We start from the raw sequence: 17160 nt of genomic DNA on the forward strand, positions 1-17160 counted from the left end.
ATAGAATCAGTCTGATGGCAAGGCCATTTTATCCAACCACAATGCAGTCGGCCGGAAGCTGTTGCTGTTCCAGGTACGTCAGGTTGTTGAGAGTGGTGTGGGCGATCTGCTCCATGGCATCGCGGGTGAAGAACCCCTGATGGGACGTGAGCAGCACATTGGGCAGATGGGTGAGCGCGTTGAGGTCGGTATCGGGCAGGGGTTTGTCCGACCAGTCGGCGAAGAAGTAGTCATCTTCCAGTTCATACACATCGATCCCCAGCGCGGCCACCTGCCCACTCGCCAGCGCCCTGAGTACGGCAGGCGTATCGAGCAGGCCGCCCCGGCTGGTATTGATCAGGTACGCACCGTGTTTCATCTGGCCAAGGGCGGCTTCATCGATCAGGTGGTGCGTGTCGGGAGTTAACGGGCAGTGCAGTGATACCACATCGGCTTCGGCCAGTAACTCGCTGAGCGGCAGGTACTCAACGCCCAGTTGCTGCAACAGGGCCGATCGAATTTTGTCGTGGGCCAGCACGCGGCAGCCAAACCCCAGCATGATGCGTGCGAAGGCCGCGCCAATTTTTCCGGTGCCGATAATCCCGACCCGTTTGCCAAACAGGTCGAATCCCATCAGCCCATCCAGGGTGAAGTCGTTCTGCTTGGTGCGCTGGTAGGCCAGGTACGTTTTCCGGTTCAACGACAGGAGCAGGGCTACGGCATGCTCGGCCACGGCATGTGGTGAATAAGCAGGTACGCGAAGGATGCGGATGCCAAATTCCCGGGCGGCAGGTACGTCTACCTGGTTGTAGCCTGTGCAGCGAAGAGCAACCAGGTGAATGCCCAACTCCGCTAATTTCATGAGGACAGGGCGCGTAAGCTGATCGTTGACGAAGACACAGATGGCCTCATGGCCGGTAGCCAATTGAACGGTTTCGTCTGATAATGAATCGGTTAAGAAGGTCAGCGTATGGCGCTGGTTGTGGTTGGCGGCGTCCAGAAACGGTTGCTCGTAGGGGTGACAGCTAAAAAAGGCGATGTTCATCTGGTGTTGGTCGAGCAAGTTAAACGACGGCTACGAGTGGAATGTCGGTGAGTCGGGCCAGGCGCTGGGTTTCACCTTCAACGAATAGGCTATCCAGCCAGTTATGTGCCTGCGGGAGCATCATGATCAGGTCGGCCTCGGTCTGGTGGGCAAAGGCGAGCAGGAGCGCGTAAATGTCATCATCGCTGGCCTGAATCGTGAGCGAATGACGATGGTTCCCCAGTAATCCGTTAAGCTGAGCCACCTGCTCCAGGGTTTTGGGGTCGTCGAGCTGGTCGCTGATGCAGATCACGTTTAGGGTACTGCCAAAGGTTCGGGTAAGCTCCAGGGCCGTCGCCAGCGTTAGGGCGTTGGGCGGCGAGGCAAGGTCGATACCCAGCACCACTTTTTTCAGACGGGAATAGGTACGTCCGGGCGGAATGAGCAGCAACGGCACGGTTGTTTCGGCGACCATGGCTGTAGCCAGGCTACCCATCAGACGGGCACTTTGCGGGGCCGTGCCAATCGTCGCCATCACCAGCAGATCGGCGTTCTCCGTCTGCACGATTTGACGGATCACATCACTGGCATGACCTTCCATGACTAAGTAACGGATAGGCGTATACGCACCAAAAGTTTTGGTCAGATCGTGGGCCAGGTTACTGAGCCTGGTTTCGCTGTCTTCCCGTGTGGCGTTTACCGACAGCGGGAAATCGCCTGTTTTGGCTGGGTTATCGGGCCAGGCCTGGTAGGCGTGAACCAGAACGAGGGTGGCTTTCTGGTCGTTGGCCAACTGCGCCGCAAAATGGGCTGCCTGCGTGGCATTCGCCGAAAAATCGGTTGCGAGAATGATCGTATTCATGACGAGTATCAAAACGTTGGTTGCTGACGGTAGTGTCAGGCAGAAATTGCGTACTAACCACACTAAGGTCAGTTGGCCGAGCGAAAAAGTACATGACGCCTGTCAGCAAAAAAGCTGACAGACTACCTGTGGTGTGGGTCAGATGCCATCCATGTGGGTCAAGTACAAAGCAGTGAACCAATTTATTTGCCTCCTTTCTGGGCAGTTTTAGGAGCAATGGGGGCCGAATCGGTTTCGCGTTGTTCGTATTTGGGCACTTTATGCCCGGCTTTCGCTCCTTTTACCACTACTTTCTTTGCTTTCTTTGTGTCGATAGACATGATAGACATTGGTTTTAATTGACTTTGATGGCCACAATAAGTGACACATCCGCCCCATTGCTGAATGCGCTGAGTTCACTATGAATTGAAAGAGATCAGTCGACTCCCTGCAACACGTACTACTCGTAAAAACGGTGTACCGGCTCGTTGGGTGGTCGATAAAAGCGCGTAGTAACACGCTGAATCGGGCAGACTTCAACTGCCCGTGAAGAGGAGCAACGTACCTGATAGATGGCCCGTGTTTCGACGGGGCAGGCGGGAGGCTAGGTCAATTGCGGCTCATTCCAGGCTTTATCAGGTTGTTCGATTCTGATCGATCGAACATTGATTGCCGGTAAGCAGGCAGACAACAGACACTATGCAAGTAACACAGTTCTGAAGGGAATGCTTTTTTATTCGTTAAATGATTTTTTCCCGGATGCTCTACGCCAACATGAAAAAGCCCCCTAACGAAGCTGAATGGCTAGTTAGAGGGCTGTAAATAAATAGTATAAAGCGGATTACTGTTTTTTTGCTTTCACCGTTTCAACGTTCTTGCGTTTGTTGTCCATGTCGGTCATAGCGGTCGTCTGGTCTACTTTATTGGTTTCCACGTCTTTCAGCAGTTGCTCCAGTTCTTTGGCATTTTCATCGATCTTCCGCAGCAGTTTCTCTTTTTCTTTCTTGTTGTTCTCGATGTCGCGGGCCAGCGTCTCGCCTTTCTTAACCATTTTCTGATGGTTTTTCTGCGACTCGTTGAAACCGTCTTCGGCTACCCGGACTTCGTCGTTGAACAACGATTTAGCCGCAAAATCTTTCAGTAGCTTATCGGCTGCGTCGTAGTTTCCGTTGCCTGCGCTCACGTAGTTGCCGCCGCCCAGGTCATAGGCCGTAAAAATCGTGGTCGATTTTTTATTGCCTTTCACCTGGCTCGTGAAATTGACGGGTTCGGCCGAAACATCTTTCATATCGGCCGTGGTGATGCGGTAAGTACCCCGCGACGACGCAGCCCGGCCAAAAGGCTTTATATATTCTTCCCAATCTTTCTCTACCTGCTTATCGCTGAGGGGGATGGTCAGGAAAAGGCCCTTATAGACCTGTTTGTCAATGGTTTGTTCACCGGCGTAAACGGTTTGAGCCTGTGTGCTGTATGCGGCCAATAGCAGGCCGGCGCTTACCAAAATGTTACGGAAATTCATAGCTAGTAAAGATGGTTGAAATAGGGGCCTATATTACGGCTTTGTGCGTAACAATCAATCGTTTGTCTCCATTTCGGAGCGTGGTAGCGAATAGATAGATGGCACCGCCTTCGCGTAGACCCAACTGCTTCCGTAGTACATCAACCGACTGCGGAAAGTTGCGTACCGTCAGGTTTGCCTGGTTGCCGGGTACGTTCGCCTGCACCGATCTACGGTCGGCGCGGCAACTGGCATCAACAGTAAAGATGCGGCCGGGGAAATGAGCAACCAGCTCATCGGACGTGTACAGGTGACTGTGTGGAGCCAGCTTGGCCAGACCAAACCGGGCACCGGCCAACCGGAATGCGCCCGCTTTCAACAGGGCGGCATTGGGTTCATACAGGTACGTTTGCGGATCGGCGAGCGTAACGGGCGCCGTTGCTTCGTCGCCGCGCCGAAACGTGAACGGCGGCTGGTCACCATTTTCACGCAGGTTAACGGCGGTTATGGTGACGTCGGCGCTGGGTACGTTCGGTTGGCCCAGCACAAACAACGTTTCTTTTACCTCGCCCTGAACGGCCACTATATGCACCGCCCGGGTGGTGGTCAACTGGCGAAGGGTAGCGTCGATATCGAGCAGGGGAGAGGTTTTTAAGACTATGTGGCGGGCTTTACTGAGCAACATCGGCAGGTACGTCAGCACGTCGGGTTCGCAATCGGCCAGACCAACGACGCGCCCGCCGCGATCGTCCCGACGGGCGGGGTCGAGGTACAGCCAGTCGACGGGCGCGGGCTGGCTGGCAATCCAGTCGAGGCCATCGCCGGTATGGACAGACACGTTGTGCAGGCCCAGCAAGGCCAGATTGTCGCCCGTTATTTCTGCCAGGGGCTGGGTACGTTCCACATAGTCGACCCGGTTCATTGTCCGGGCAAACGCCGCCGTATCGACACCCATTCCGCCCGTGAGATCGGCCAGGTTATCGCCCGAGACAAGCGATGCTTTGTAGGCTGCCGTTCGTTCAGACGACGCCTGTTCAACGGAGATCGGCGGGGGGAAAGTCAGGCCGGAGTTGGCGTACCAGGAGGGTAGTTTACTTTTTGCTTTTTGCCGCGCCTGAATCTGTTCCGCCACCTCGCGCAGGTGCAGCCCGGCCGAGCCCGCTGGTGGGCGAAGCAAAAGCGACTGCACGTCGGCGGTCAGGTGGCTGGCAATAAAATCCCGGTCATCCTTGGTCAATATAAAAAGCGGCATGAATACGTAACAGGGGCTTTAATCCGTATTTTTAGTGTCCAAGGTACGGACTAAAGTCGTGTTCTGTAGCAGAAACTGACACGCGTTGATCCGTGTTTTAAACCATATGTACACGATCCTGAAATCGTATCCGGGCTGGGGCATGGTTGCCGTCTGGCTCACTCACCTGCTGCGCTACCTGCTGGTAGCCGGTCTGTTCTACGCTATTTTCTACAGTTGGAAACGGGCGTCGATAGCATACAAAAAAATTCAGCTCCGCTTTCCTAAAGCCACTGATTACCGGCGCGAGATTCTGTACTCGATCAGCACGACGGTGATTTTCGCGGGTGTTACCTGGCTGATGGTTGTGACGGGTGCCCGACACTATAACCTGCTGTACATGAAGTGGTCTGACTACGGAACGGTGTATGGGCTGCTGTCATTTGTGCTGCTCATTCTGCTGCACGACACCTACTTCTACTGGACGCACCGGGCCATGCACCACCCCCGGCTGTTTAAGGCGACGCACCTAGTTCATCATAAGTCGACCAATCCGTCGCCCTGGGCGGCCTACGCATTCCATCCGCTCGAAGCCGTTGTGGAGGCGGCCATCGTTCCTCTGGCTACGTTTGTGTTGCCGTTGCACCCGGTCACGATTCTGGCTTTCCTGTTTTTTATGATTAGCTACAATGTGTACGGGCATTTGGGCTGGGAGCTTTTCCCCGCCCGCTGGAACCGGCACTGGCTGGCGCGCTGGCTCAACACGTCGGTGAACCACAATCAGCATCACCAGTATTTCAACGGAAATTACGGGCTTTACTTCCGCTTCTGGGACGAGTGGATGGGCACTACCCGCCCCGATTATGACGCAGCTTTTGCAAGAGTTACCGGGAAAAAACCGGCCGTTCAGCAACCTGAACCTGACCTCGCCACAAGCGATAGATAAGGGGCACCAAGCCAGTTAGTTTATTTCCTGACATAATTATATGATTTTACAGGATTAATTTCAGTCGTACTTCATCGCTTGGTTGCCTGCCAATAAATCGTAGTTAAATCTGTCAAACTTGTGGGTTTCTCTGCGGCCTGATCGCCGCTAACTTCGTAGCTTTGTAGTAGGGTTCGAAAACCGTAATTCGAGCCAGTTTATGAGCGTCTCTCAGGAGTTGAGAACCAATGATTGAAAACCGGAAGTTTATTATTATCGGCGTCTTCTGCTTAGTGGGCCTGATTTACGCCGCCCGCCTGTTCTACCTGCAAATTCTGGACGACAGCTACTCCCTTGAATCGTCCAGCAATTCCATAAAGCGTGTCATTGAGATACCGTATCGCGGTCAGATATATGACCGGAATGGTAAGCTAATTGTCTATAACACACCTGTTTACGATTTATATGTAACGCCTAAGCGGGTGAAGATCCCAGATACGCTGGCGTTTTGCCGGATGATGGATGTAACGCGTCCCGAGTTCGATAGCATCATGGAATTGGCGAAAGCCTATTCACCCGTAAAACCGTCTGTTTTTCTGCGTCAGCTTTCCAAGGAAGATTACGCCCGCATTCAGGACGCACTGGTCGATTACCGTGGTTTCGAGCCCGTCATGTCGTCGATGCGAACGTACCCGGCGCACACTTTATCCAATGCACTCGGGTACGTATCGGAGATCAGCAAAAAGAAGCTCGACGGCCAGGAAACACCCTACTACCGCCAGGGCGATTATGTGGGGCATAACGGACTGGAAGAGCAATACGAGGAAGAATTGCGTGGCCGTCGCGGGATCAAGTACGTGATGCAGAACGTACGTGGGGTAGCGAAAGGATCGTTTAAAAGCGGGGAGTACGATACGGCGGCGGTAGCCGGCAAAAACTTGTATACGGGTATCGACGTAGACGTGCAGCAGTTTGCCGACAGTCTGATGCAAAACAAGGTGGGTTCGGTGCTGGCGATTGATCCCAGCACGGGCGAAATACTTGTGTCGGTGTCGGCTCCGACTTACGACCCTAATCAGTTGTCGTCGCGGTTTTTCTCGAAAAACTTCAGGAAGCTGCTCAAAGACCCTTACAAGCCACTCATCAACCGGCCAATTATGGCTAGCTACCGGCCAGGGTCGACGTTTAAATTGATTCAGGCGCTGATCGCCCAGCAACAGGGGTCGTTGTTCACCAATACGGTGTATGGTCACGGCGGTTCGCCCATGCGCTGTCACTGTCATGGGGGAAATAACCTGCGTGGTGCCGTGCGGTTCTCCTGCAATCCGTACTTCTATCAGGTTTTCCGGAAATACATTTACCACAATGGTAATCCAAATACGTTTAAAGCATCCGCGATTGGGTTACAGGAGTGGCATGATCACGCGATGAAATTCGGCATCGGCCAGAAACTCGGCGTTGATTTGCCCAGCGAATTGCGGGGCAATCTACCCTCTGTCGACACGTATGACAAAGCGTATCGGGGTGAATTAACCTGGAAGTTTTCCAACATTTATTCGCTGAGTATCGGCGAAGGGGAGTTGCTCATCAGCCCGTTGAAACTGGCTAACCTGGCGGCTACCATCGCCAATCGGGGCTGGTACATTGCGCCGCACTATGTGAAAGGCATTGGCAAACTGGGTGAGGGCATTCCTGATATATACAGGGAGAAACACTACACCGATATTGACGCCAAGTATTACCTGCCGGTGATTGAAGGCATGCGGATGGCGGTGCAGGCGGGCACGGTGAAACGCGACGCCGATATTCCCGGTATTGAGCTGTGCGGGAAGACAGGTACGTCGCAAAACGCCAAGTTTGGCCACGCCCATGACCACTCGATCTTCATCGGCTTTGCGCCCATGAATAATCCCAAAATTGCCGTGGCGGTGTTTGTCGAAAATGCCGGTTGGGGTGGCGTAGCGGCTGCATCGGTGGCTGCACTGGTGGCTGAGCGGTACCTGAAGGGTAAAAACGAAGCCCAGGGACAGAAACTGAAAGAATGGCTGATCAAACAGAACTACATGCCGCCCCTGTCGATGCTGCCCAAACCCCGGGCTCCTAAAAAGCCGGATTCATCGGCCAAACAGCCTCCCGTAAAAGATACCCTGCGTAAGCCGGAGAGCCGACCTGCCCGCCCACTGATGACCCGGATTGATACGGATCAAAAGTCAACGGTTGGTGGAAACTAGAAACGTAATTCATTGAAAAAGTGCGAGTTGCATTGTAATGCAACATGTGGATTCCCGTAGCACGCTGTTTGTCATTCTTTATTCTTCATTGTGCTAACTAATGGCCCGTAACGCCGAATTAACCCGAAATATTGATACCCTGACGGTGCTGCTCTACATCAGTTGCGTGCTGATGGGTTGGCTGAATGTTTATGCCGCCGTATATAGTCCAGAGGATCAGACAAGCCTGTTTGATTTTTCGAGTAATGCCGGTAAGCAACTGATCTGGATTGGTACCGCTGTGTTGCTGATTATCTGCGTGCTGGTGATCGATCACAAATTTTACGACACGTTCGCTTTTGTGTTTTACCTCTTCATGATTGCCATGCTGTTGCTGGTGATGGTGGCCGGGACAAACATCAATGGGTCGCGCTCCTGGTTTAAATTTGGCTCGTTCACGATTCAACCAGCCGAGTTTGCCAAACTGGCTACCAGTCTGGCGCTGGCCAAATACCTCGATCAGCCCGGCATTAACCTGACCAAGCAGAAAGATTTACTCTGGATTGGCGGTATCATCGGTCTGCCCGCCATCCTGATTATTCTGTCCAATGAAACCGGGTCGACGCTGGTCTTTGCGTCGTTCGTGATCATGCTGTATCGGGAAGGGCTACCCGGCTGGATTCCGTTGCTGGGAATCACCCTGGCCGTACTACTGATTCTGGCGTTGGTTGTGCCACCCCTATATCTCTTTGCGGGTATTGCGGTCCTGTGTGTGATCGTGATTCTGTTGCTGCCCCGCTACAACCGCACCGCCCGCAGCATGATCGGTATTGGACTGATCGGCGTGGCGATGATGATCACCGCAACCGGCGTCGACTTTTTTGTCAATAAGGTGCTTCAACCGCACCAGCGCAACCGCATCAAAGTCCTGATCGACCCGAACGTTGACCCGCTGGGGGTTGGCTGGAACGTGACGCAGGCTAAAATTGCCATCGGTTCCGGCCGTCTGGATGGCAAGGGCTTCCTGGAGGGAACCCAGACCAAATTTGACTTTGTGCCCGAGCAAAGCACCGATTTTATTTTTTGCACCATCGGCGAAGAACATGGGTTTATCGGCAGCCTGATCGTGATCATCCTGTTTATCGGGCTGATTAGCCGGATCGTTGTTCTGGCCGAAAAACAGCGCAGTAAGTTTGCCCGGGTGTACGGCTATTGCGTAGCCGGCATCATGTTCTTCCACATCCTGGTCAACATTGGCATGACCATCGGCCTGATGCCGGTTATCGGTATTCCGTTGCCCTACTTCAGCTACGGCGGCTCGTCGCTCTGGTCGTTTACCCTGCTGCTGTTTATCTTCCTGAAACTGGACTCCCGCCGGACTAACTCCCTGTTTAACTAGTTGTTACGATCCGTTCGGCCTGCAACGCACGGAGGCAGTTGACACAGAGACAGGTATATTCGCCAAAGGTAATTTCGGTGTATTCCCGGATGTAGGCCAGATCGGCGGGCGCGAGATTCAGCCACATGCAGTCGCATTTCAGCACTGAATTAACCGAGCAGGTAAACAGATTACCGCAGCGGGGGCAGCTATCGGGGGCGTGTTTTTCCATCTCAGGGGTGATCATCCGTTCGGGATCAGGTCAGCAAAATAATAAGTCGAGGTACGTTCCTGACCGTCTGCGTCGGTGAAAGTGTAGGTACGTTCCACAACGTCGCCGACCGTGAATCCGATCGGGCGGTTAAAGTACGGGGCGTCGAAAACGAAGGTATGAAATTCACCGTTTTCGCCGCACGGGTCGACGCCTGATGGTAAATCGGCCACAAACTGCCGGTTTAGCACCCGGCCGCAGAACGACCGGTCGAGGTGCGCTCCATTCACCGCCACCACGATGGTCTGAAAGCTAGCCTCCCAGAATTCGCTTAGCAGATCCAGCGATGGTATTTGCCAGAGTGGAAAAACACCCGTCAAGCCAACCGGTGCCAACTGCTGTTCGCGCCACAACCGCAGGTCTTCCAGAAAAATATCGTCGAACACGGCGTGGGTCACACCAGTTGCCACCAACGGGCGCAGAGCCTCATCCATGGTGGTCTGGTACAAGTCCATACTGGCCGTTTCGGGAAGTCGAACGGTCGTTAACGGCAGGCCAATCCGCTCAGCCTGCGCCAAAATCAGTTCTTCGCGCACGCCATGCATCGACACCCGGCCGTAGGCTCCGTTGATGGTTGTCAGCAGGTGCTGAACAGCAAACTGGCCCTGCTGCCGAATACGGTGCAGGGCCAGTGCCGAATCTTTCCCGCCCGACCAGTTGATGATCGTTTGCATGGAGGTTAGGGATTGGTTGATTAGGGGATTGGGTAATTGGTAAATGGGGTAATGTGCCTACTTAAAATAAAACCCAACCGGCGAAATTTCGACCCGTACCGAATCAACCAATTGGCCGGTGAGCTGGTAGCGATACACGTACCCGGCCTGCGCCAGACTGGGCGTTGTACCCACATAGATTACATTTGACTGAGGATCAAAGCCCACGCCGGTAAAACCTACGAAGGTGCGGTTGATGACGGGCGTTGTTGGGGTGATCGTCACGTCGCTAATGTTAAAGCGGTAAAGTTGCCCATCGGGGAGAAAACTCGCGTTAGAAACGGTGTAGGTATAATACAGCGTCCGCCGGTCGGCACTGGCGATCAGTTTGTCTGGTGTCGGCGTATTGGCATTGTCCGCCGTGCCAATCGGAATCGTCGCTTCAATGCTTTTAGTTGCCGGGTTGATACGCAGGGCGTTTCTGCCCGAAAGGGTCCACAACTTATTGTTTGCGTCGGCTACCAGATTCACTACGTCAGTGGGAACAGCTATCTGCTGTTTCACGGCGTCGGTTTGTGTGTCAATCACGGTGATCGTTTTGGCATCGCTATAGGCGGTACTCGCCACGAAAGCTTCGTTTCCGACAACCGTTACGCCCTCGGCTCCTTTGTTCACCGGAATACGTTTTAAGACGGAATTCGTGGTAAGGTCAATCACGGCCACGTACCCAGCGGTTCCGTAAAAGTTGGCCCCTGAACCGGTTGTTCCCCAGCACGTTACGTACACCTTCGTGTCACTAACGCGGGCAGCATGGCGGGGGTTTTCGATGTCTGGTGCGCCGAGCGTCTTCACCGAGCGCAACGAATCGGCCGTTACGATTTCGACCTTATCCAACCCTGCCGACGAGTTATCGACCAGAATCACGCCCCGGTTGCCTGCTTCCACGTATTCCTGCACCAGTCCAGACGTGGGGCGGTTGTTGCGGGCGCGGAAGATATCGATAGCGGCGGTCGTGCTGGTGCGGTTGATCCAAGAGAGTGAGCCGTTGTTTTGCAGGAAATTGCCGGAATTCATCACGATTACGCCATTAGTGTAGGGTCCAGCTGGCGTTGGATCTGTGTTTTTTGAACAGGCAGTGAACAAAGCACCGGTGATGGCCGTAGCCAGCAGGTAGGTGGCTGCGGTTTTTAAACGATTTTTCATGTTGACTTTTAGTATCAATCAGGTTTTGTATTCGCCGTGAGAACAAGGGTTAACGCCACACTCCGGCCCGGCATGACGTTATTTTTTACGTTGAGGTAAAATTCATTGAACAAATTATCGACCTGCACTACCGCTTTCCCTTGCCAGCCGTGCATACGAACGGCTGTTTCGAGCAGCAGGTTAACAAGTTGGTAGTCAGGTAAGTACTTGCTATTGTCGAATGTAGAAGCCCGGCGGTCGCTTCCCTGCCAGGTGAGGGTAAGGCGGTTTAGCCCGTATTGCACGAAAGCGTTGGCCGACGCGGTGTGTAGCGGTAAGTAGATCAGCTGCTTGCCCACCACATCGATGGCCGATGGGTCGTACACGCGCAGTTGCGTAGACCGGGTGTATGCGTACTGCCCAAACGCACCAACCCGCCATGTACCCAACTGCCGAGCGGTTTGTCCCTGCACTTCCAAACCCCGCGCCAGCACTTCCTGCAAATTCTCGACGCGGTAGCCTTTGGCGGGGTTCCAGTAGGTCCAGTCGTCAACATGATTGCGGAAGGCACTCAGGCTAAACGACATTGACCGGCCAGGTACGTTGCGCGACAGATTCAGGCCCAGATCCTGCGAAAAACCGCGTTCAGGCCGGATGTCGGGGTTACCGAGTGTTTTCCAGTAGCGTTCGTTCAGCGTGGGCACGCGGTAGGAGCGGGCCACATTGCCCCGCCCGTCGAGCCGCCAGTTACCGACGTTGAGCAGCCGGTATTCGATACCGAAGGAAGGCGTAAACGGTGGGTTATAGCGGGTAATAAACGCCTGCCGAAGGTTCAGTGCCGTTACCAGGCGGGAGGTAGGCTGGTAACGAATGAGCGCGTAGAGGTCAGCACGCTGTTCAGTGAGTGCGCCATCGCCGTAGCCATCTACCCGGGCGGTGTAATGCACCCACTCGGCCCCGGCCCGGATGCTCAGCAACTGCCCCGACGTACCCAACGATTGCTCCAGTTCATGCTCAGCCCGAATCAGAACACGGTCGGTTTGAGAGTGGCTGGGGGCCGTATCGAAACTGTCTCCTTTGCCATAATCAAGGATGTCGCGGATAAACCCCGCCCGTAGCAAGGTCCGGCCCGACAGCCACTTTCCTGGCTTGCTTTCGCCAAATTCGTAGTTTGTCAGAAACCGGTAGGCCTGGGTACGTGTCACCTCACGGCCTGTTGGGCTGGCGGGAGATACCGTGAGTTTATTGTCTGTCAGCCAGATATTTACCGACAGTTGATGCTGGTTTTTCGTGCGGTAAAACAGATCCTGAATCAACCCCTGCTGTGCTGTCTCCGACGGTTCAACTGAATACCCCTGTCGCTCGCTATAAGCGGGCAGGTACCGGTTAGTGCCCCCGTAAACCAGTGTTTTGCCGGCCAGTTGCCTTCCGCCCGCAAGCGGCGTAGCAAACCGGATGCCTACCTGCGTTTGTCCCGAATTCCAGGAGCCGAACCGGTGACCCAGCGTGGCCGTAACGCCCTGCCGTTTCCAGCCGGGTGTGCTATTGAGCAGGATGCTACCGCCCACAGCGTCGGTCCCCACGCACGAGGCGGCCGATCCGTATTGAATGCTGAGCTGATCGAACCCATTAACCGGAATAGTCGAGAAATCGGTCTGCCCCAGATAGGGTGGGTTGATATTCACCCCATTCCAGAGAACGGCGGTGTGGTTGGCGGATGTGCCGCGCAGGCCAACGGTGGTAAGCTGACCGGGGCCGTAGCTTTTGAAGTTTATCGGGGCCTGCAAAGCCAGCAGATCGGCCAGGGTCTGGTAACTGTAGGCCTCGGTCAAGGCCGAGTCGGCCCGCTGAATCTTTAGGCCCGCCATGAACCGTTCGGGCGCGAAACCGCGAACGGTGACGGTCTGTAAGTGCCGAACCGACGACGAGTCCTGCGCGTAGGACGTACCTAACGCACTGACCCACAGCAACAAGGCTGTGAAACGAAACATGATACCTGATAACTCAACAACGACCCTCCAGCGAATGGGTCGGGGTATTCGGGCGGTAGGTGGCACATCCTCCGTGTGGCCCCTGCAGCAGCGAACTATGGGTAGGTCTCCTGGCTTCGCTCACCGATTGACACCTTCCCGGGCTAGCCCAGTGGTGATGTAGATCAATCGGCTCTTGGTTGAGCGTTACAGTTGCGGGGACAGCCCCGGATTGGTCAAAAGTGACGTCACCGATGTTCCCTATTAAGCCGTCGGGCCAGCGCAGAGGCTGGCATCGGGCACCCATAATCTGGCACAAAAGTAGCTCTTTTATTTTAACCTCTAAACCTGGCAGCGCGCTTATGGCTATAAATCCACTTAATCTTCGGGGTAGGGGATATAAATAAAGCCCGTGAATTCGCCAAGGACCACGAATAGGCAGCAGAACTCATCCGGGTTTTTATAATTCTCTTTCCAAAGGTCGTACGAGTCTTCGCCGATCAGTTCGCGCTGAACAAACTCATCGTAAAAAGAAGCTTTATACGTAAAGGTGTTGCCCAGATCGCCTTCCGCATACAGAAGCTGGCCCACCGGCAGGTCTTTTTTCGACGCGACAAAAACCGGATACTCCGAAAAACCGCGCTTACGAATCTGGTAGGAGGCTTCCTTCAGATTATCGGCCACCTTCACAAAATCGGTCGAGACCATGCCCATCAGTTTCTTGTTCAGATCGGGCGAATTGGCATCGTCCATCAGGACGTTTTCGTTGCTGTTGTTAATCAAAATAGTTTGTGGTTTGTTGTCTGTGGTTTGTGGTTTCGCTGCTGATTCATGGAACGCGTGCTTTAGCAGCGCAACCACAAACCACAGACAACAAACCACAAACTAGTTTAAAACCGACTTGCGCCGAGCAACAGTTCCAGGTCTTTGAAACGCATGCCGAATTTACGGGCCATATACAGGTTGGTCAGCGAACCCTTGTGGCAATAAACGCCTTTCATAAACCAGCGGTTGGCATAGATCATGGCTTCGATGCCGCCATTTGTACCGGTCTGGAGCAGAAATGGCAGAAAAATATTGCTCAACGCGATACTGGCCGTGTGGGATACGCGGGCGGCAATATTCGGCACGCAGAAATGAATAACGTCGTGTACCCGGTAGGTCGGGTGCTTGTGCGACGTCATGCGGGAGGTTTCAAAATTACCACCCTGATCGATGGCCACGTCGATGATCACCGAGTTGGGTTTCATGCGGCTGACCATCGTATCGGTAACCACCACGGGGCTGTGCCCATCTTCGCCGCGTAGTGCCCCAATCACTACATCGGCCCGTTCAATGGCTTCCGTGAGTGTATCCGAGTCTAAGATTGACGTATAGACAGACGTACCTACGGCGTATTTGAAGCGTTGCAGTTTGTACAGATCCTTATCAAACACCTTCACGTCGGCCCCCATGCCAAGGGCGGTTCGGGTGGCGTATTCGGTCACTGTACCGGCTCCCAGAAACACGACCTTGGTGGGTGGGACGCCCGTGATACCACCAAGAATAATGCCCCGGCCGTTGGCACTGCTACTCAGGTATTCGCCCGCAATAAGCATGACCGTGCTCCCTGCCATTTCACTCATCGAGCGAATGACGGGCATGCCACCTGCCTGATCCTCAATGTATTCGTAGCCGATACCCGTTGTGTTGCGTTCGTTTAGCTTCTCGAAATACCCCCGTTCGCGGGCAGGCAGGTTCAGGGCCGATATGACCGTTGTGCCGTTTTTCAGGTACTGAAATTCCTCATCGACCAATGGCTCGATCTTGAGAATCAGGTTGGCTTCAAACGCCTCTTTGGGCGAATACGCAATCTGTGCCCCGGCTTCACTATAATCTGAATCGCTGAATTTGGCACCCACTCCGGCGTTCGTCTCTACAATGACCTGATGGCCATTCCGAACCAGGATAGCCACGGCTTCGGGGGTGAGCGCAATTCGATTCTCCTGCAACGAAACTTCTTTTGGCAACCCAATAAGCAGGCTGCTCTGGGTGCTCTTCACAAGCGCCGGAGACTCCCTGGTGTACAGGGCTGTTTGTTTCGCTAATTCTTCAAAACCGGTCATAGTGTAGTGAGCAACTGCTACTTGAGTTGGGTTGATACCGTACGGATGCCGGCAGGGTCGGTAAATAGACTGATGTGGTAATAGGTTGGTGGCCAGAGCGATTCGATGCGTTCGGGCCATTCAACGAAGCAATACGCACCTGAATCGAGGTACTCTTCCAGACCAATGTCCAAGGCTTCGGCTTCGTTCCGAAGGCGGTAGCAGTCGAAATGATAAACTGATTCACCGGTCTGGGTTGTGTATTCATTCACCAGCCCGTAGGTAGGGCTCTGCACCACGCTGACCACGCCGACGGCCCGGCAGAGTGCCTTTATGAGAGTTGTTTTACCGACGCCCATGTCCCCTTCAAACAGCCACACGTGTTGATCGGCGGCTTCAGTAATAAGCTCCTGAGCCACGGCATTCAGTTCGTCGAGTTGGGCGAAGGTCTTGATCATAAGCGTTGATGCTGGCCGGTAAAGATACGAAAATCAGGATGTCGCCCGGACGGGTAGCTGTATTTGCCGCCACTGAAACGGCCAGTTCATTACTAATCAGGAAGGATCGAACAGTTTTCGGAATGTAAACGCATAGGCAGTGTCTCCGTGCGCGTCCAGTGAGCGAAGCCGGTCCTTTGCTTCATCAATGGTAGGTACGTGCCCGGCGTCGATCCACCACAGGGCCAGGTAGGCGGTCGGGAACTTCTCGAACCAGTCGGCGCGGCGGCGCATAACAACCGCATGGACCGATTTGAACGCAAAGTCTTTCAGGGTATTGATCGACTCCCAAACCGACATATTAACGATGATCAGGTTGTCGGAAAACGGGTGCAGGCTGGTGGCGTCATTCCCCTCGCCGGTCAATCGCCAGACAAAACCCGGACTGCGTTCGGCCAGTGCATTGATTTCATCGAGTTGCCCGGCGAAGTCGGCAATCAACGGGTCATCGATCGGTGCCAGGAGGCGGCCGATGTTAAGTTGAGCGAGGTGGTGGGTCATTTGGTGGCAATATACTTTTTAGTTCGTCAGCGAACGAATGAGCTGCCTGAACGACGAATGCCCCAGGAGAATGAGGTAATTGCCGGTGATAAACCGCTTGTCGCCATCTGCCCGAATGAGCCCGGCTTCGTATACCAGTTGATTGTAATAGTCGTCGGTGGCCATAAAGAGCGTCGGCCACTGGTCGGTAATGTCGGCACAAATGGGTTTGGTGTGTACCACGAGTCGTTCGTCCAGCGGATCGCTGAACCGCCGCACGTGGCGTACAAACTGCTGGGTAAACTGGTACACATCGGGGGTAACCAGCCCGTTTTTGAAGTGAATCAGCTTATGCTGGATCGACAGGATCTGGATGAGGCGGGGCGTTGGTGTGCGAACCGCAAACGCATAATTTTTAAGAAAGAAGAACCGGCCAAGGGTGTGCTGCATGTAGTAGCGGCTGATTCGATACCCAAGCCCCCGCCCGGCCACCGCATTGTCCTGAAAGGCCAGGCCACCGTAGATGAACGGGACCTGCTTCCGAAAGAAAGGCGTTTTCAGCCGGTACGTATTATACGACTGAAAACCGACCAGTGCCTGCCCCTGATGCGCCAGCACAACGGTTGGTTTGTGTTCAAAATGGGACTTCTCCAGATACCCCTGAGCAATGGGAAACCCGGTTCGACGGGCCAACGCATACAGGTTTTGAACCTCATCAGGTAACAAATCTTCCGCAGGTTTGAGCGTAATAGTGAGCACTTTTGCCGACACGTTAGACTAATACGGCCAAAGTACAGGAAGCGGGCATGGCTCGATGTACCGTTTAATCAAAAGTGAGGGTAGCTACAGGTAAGAATCGGCATAAAAATATTGAAAACGGCTGACCAGTAAGCACTTTATCGCCGGTTTGCCCGGTATATGCGCTCACTGGCCAGCC

17 protein-coding genes and 1 riboswitch are annotated in these 17160 nt (G+C 54.0%); of the genes, 3 read left to right on the forward strand and 14 right to left on the reverse strand.

Annotated elements, in window-relative coordinates:
* Positions 1 to 28: 28 nt before the first annotated feature.
* The 5 genes from ACFE8Q_RS11330 to ACFE8Q_RS11350 form a co-directional block, all read right to left on the reverse strand.
* A complete protein-coding gene (locus ACFE8Q_RS11330; RefSeq protein WP_375445503.1) occupies positions 29 to 1024 on the reverse strand; it encodes a 2-hydroxyacid dehydrogenase in 996 nt (331 codons plus the stop codon).
* A 19-nt stretch (positions 1025 to 1043) separates the two neighbouring features.
* A complete protein-coding gene (locus ACFE8Q_RS11335; protein ID WP_375445504.1) occupies positions 1044 to 1865 on the reverse strand; it encodes a universal stress protein in 822 nt (273 codons plus the stop codon).
* Positions 1866 to 2047: 182 nt separating this feature from the next.
* Entirely contained in the window at positions 2048 to 2185 is a 138-nt protein-coding gene (locus ACFE8Q_RS11340; protein ID WP_375445505.1) for a hypothetical protein, read from the reverse strand.
* A 500-nt stretch (positions 2186 to 2685) separates the two neighbouring features.
* Positions 2686 to 3363, reverse strand: coding sequence for a hypothetical protein (locus ACFE8Q_RS11345; RefSeq protein WP_375445506.1), 678 nt, complete (start codon positions 3361 to 3363; stop codon positions 2686 to 2688).
* A gap of 28 nt (positions 3364 to 3391) precedes the next feature.
* Positions 3392 to 4594, reverse strand: a complete 1203-nt coding sequence (locus tag ACFE8Q_RS11350; protein ID WP_375445507.1) for an SAM-dependent methyltransferase — start codon at positions 4592 to 4594, stop codon at positions 3392 to 3394.
* A 106-nt stretch (positions 4595 to 4700) separates the two neighbouring features.
* On the opposite strand from ACFE8Q_RS11350, the gene ACFE8Q_RS11355 reads away from it, so the two are divergent.
* From ACFE8Q_RS11355 to rodA, 3 genes are all read left to right on the forward strand, one after another.
* Complete coding sequence (locus ACFE8Q_RS11355; RefSeq protein ID WP_375445508.1) at positions 4701 to 5519, forward strand: sterol desaturase family protein; 819 nt, start codon at positions 4701 to 4703, stop codon at positions 5517 to 5519.
* Between the two features lie 227 nt (positions 5520 to 5746).
* Positions 5747 to 7729 carry a peptidoglycan D,D-transpeptidase FtsI family protein gene (locus ACFE8Q_RS11360; RefSeq protein WP_375445509.1) on the forward strand — a complete coding sequence of 661 codons (1983 nt, stop codon included), beginning with the start codon at positions 5747 to 5749 and terminating at the stop codon, positions 7727 to 7729.
* A gap of 100 nt (positions 7730 to 7829) precedes the next feature.
* A complete protein-coding gene (gene rodA, locus ACFE8Q_RS11365) occupies positions 7830 to 9107 on the forward strand; it encodes a rod shape-determining protein RodA (RefSeq protein ID WP_375445510.1) in 1278 nt (425 codons plus the stop codon).
* On the opposite strand, the gene ACFE8Q_RS11370 is transcribed toward rodA, so the two are convergent.
* The 9 genes from ACFE8Q_RS11370 to ACFE8Q_RS11410 form a co-directional block, all read right to left on the reverse strand.
* Positions 9100 to 9318, reverse strand: coding sequence for a cysteine-rich CWC family protein (locus ACFE8Q_RS11370; protein ID WP_375445511.1), 219 nt, complete (start codon positions 9316 to 9318; stop codon positions 9100 to 9102). The two genes, rodA and ACFE8Q_RS11370, sit on opposite strands and share 8 nt — an antisense overlap.
* Before the next feature lie 11 nt (positions 9319 to 9329).
* Positions 9330 to 10031 carry a diphthine--ammonia ligase gene (locus ACFE8Q_RS11375; protein WP_375445512.1) on the reverse strand — a complete coding sequence of 234 codons (702 nt, stop codon included), beginning with the start codon at positions 10029 to 10031 and terminating at the stop codon, positions 9330 to 9332.
* Between the two features lie 57 nt (positions 10032 to 10088).
* Positions 10089 to 11213, reverse strand: a complete 1125-nt coding sequence (locus ACFE8Q_RS11380; RefSeq protein ID WP_375445513.1) for a YncE family protein — start codon at positions 11211 to 11213, stop codon at positions 10089 to 10091.
* A 14-nt stretch (positions 11214 to 11227) separates the two neighbouring features.
* A complete protein-coding gene (locus tag ACFE8Q_RS11385) occupies positions 11228 to 13183 on the reverse strand; it encodes a TonB-dependent receptor plug domain-containing protein (protein ID WP_375445514.1) in 1956 nt (651 codons plus the stop codon).
* An 82-nt stretch (positions 13184 to 13265) separates the two neighbouring features.
* A riboswitch (cobalamin riboswitch) is annotated at positions 13266 to 13484 on the reverse strand.
* A gap of 56 nt (positions 13485 to 13540) precedes the next feature.
* Positions 13541 to 13945: a hypothetical protein gene (locus ACFE8Q_RS11390; protein WP_375445515.1), complete on the reverse strand. Its 405-nt coding sequence runs from the start codon at positions 13943 to 13945 to the stop codon at positions 13541 to 13543.
* 107 nt (positions 13946 to 14052) lie between these two features.
* Complete coding sequence (locus tag ACFE8Q_RS11395) at positions 14053 to 15267, reverse strand: alanine dehydrogenase (protein WP_375445516.1); 1215 nt, start codon at positions 15265 to 15267, stop codon at positions 14053 to 14055.
* Between the two features lie 17 nt (positions 15268 to 15284).
* Positions 15285 to 15704 (reverse strand): tRNA (adenosine(37)-N6)-threonylcarbamoyltransferase complex ATPase subunit type 1 TsaE, encoded by a 420-nt coding sequence (tsaE, locus tag ACFE8Q_RS11400; RefSeq protein ID WP_375445517.1) that lies wholly within the window; start codon positions 15702 to 15704, stop codon positions 15285 to 15287.
* A gap of 96 nt (positions 15705 to 15800) precedes the next feature.
* Entirely contained in the window at positions 15801 to 16244 is a 444-nt protein-coding gene (locus ACFE8Q_RS11405) for a DUF3291 domain-containing protein (protein WP_375445518.1), read from the reverse strand.
* Positions 16245 to 16262: 18 nt separating this feature from the next.
* A complete protein-coding gene (locus ACFE8Q_RS11410) occupies positions 16263 to 16982 on the reverse strand; it encodes a hypothetical protein (protein ID WP_375445519.1) in 720 nt (239 codons plus the stop codon).
* Between the last annotated feature and the right edge of the window lie 178 nt (positions 16983 to 17160).

Source organism: uncultured Fibrella sp. (assembly GCF_964250085.1).
Lineage (GTDB): Bacteria > Bacteroidota > Bacteroidia > Cytophagales > Spirosomataceae > Fibrella.

Excerpts from the sequence above, each read along its gene's own strand:
- ACFE8Q_RS11345 (WP_375445506.1), bottom strand. The coding sequence starts at position 3,363 with ATGAATTTCCGTAACATTTTGGTAAGCGCCGGCCTGCTATTGGCCGCA.
- tsaE (WP_375445517.1), bottom strand. The coding sequence starts at position 15,704 with ATGATCAAGACCTTCGCCCAACTCGACGAACTGAATGCCGTGGCTCAG.
- ACFE8Q_RS11405 (WP_375445518.1), bottom strand. The coding sequence starts at position 16,244 with ATGACCCACCACCTCGCTCAACTTAACATCGGCCGCCTCCTGGCACCG.
- ACFE8Q_RS11355 (WP_375445508.1), top strand. The coding sequence starts at position 4,701 with ATGTACACGATCCTGAAATCGTATCCGGGCTGGGGCATGGTTGCCGTC.
- ACFE8Q_RS11360 (WP_375445509.1), top strand. The coding sequence starts at position 5,747 with ATGATTGAAAACCGGAAGTTTATTATTATCGGCGTCTTCTGCTTAGTG.
- ACFE8Q_RS11370 (WP_375445511.1), bottom strand. The coding sequence starts at position 9,318 with ATGGAAAAACACGCCCCCGATAGCTGCCCCCGCTGCGGTAATCTGTTT.
- ACFE8Q_RS11375 (WP_375445512.1), bottom strand. The coding sequence starts at position 10,031 with ATGCAAACGATCATCAACTGGTCGGGCGGGAAAGATTCGGCACTGGCC.
- ACFE8Q_RS11380 (WP_375445513.1), bottom strand. The coding sequence starts at position 11,213 with ATGAAAAATCGTTTAAAAACCGCAGCCACCTACCTGCTGGCTACGGCC.
- ACFE8Q_RS11335 (WP_375445504.1), bottom strand. The coding sequence starts at position 1,865 with ATGAATACGATCATTCTCGCAACCGATTTTTCGGCGAATGCCACGCAG.
- ACFE8Q_RS11330 (WP_375445503.1), bottom strand. The coding sequence starts at position 1,024 with ATGAACATCGCCTTTTTTAGCTGTCACCCCTACGAGCAACCGTTTCTG.
- ACFE8Q_RS11350 (WP_375445507.1), bottom strand. The coding sequence starts at position 4,594 with ATGCCGCTTTTTATATTGACCAAGGATGACCGGGATTTTATTGCCAGC.
- ACFE8Q_RS11395 (WP_375445516.1), bottom strand. The coding sequence starts at position 15,267 with ATGACCGGTTTTGAAGAATTAGCGAAACAAACAGCCCTGTACACCAGG.
- ACFE8Q_RS11340 (WP_375445505.1), bottom strand. The coding sequence starts at position 2,185 with ATGTCTATCGACACAAAGAAAGCAAAGAAAGTAGTGGTAAAAGGAGCG.
- rodA (WP_375445510.1), top strand. The coding sequence starts at position 7,830 with ATGGCCCGTAACGCCGAATTAACCCGAAATATTGATACCCTGACGGTG.
- ACFE8Q_RS11385 (WP_375445514.1), bottom strand. The coding sequence starts at position 13,183 with ATGTTTCGTTTCACAGCCTTGTTGCTGTGGGTCAGTGCGTTAGGTACG.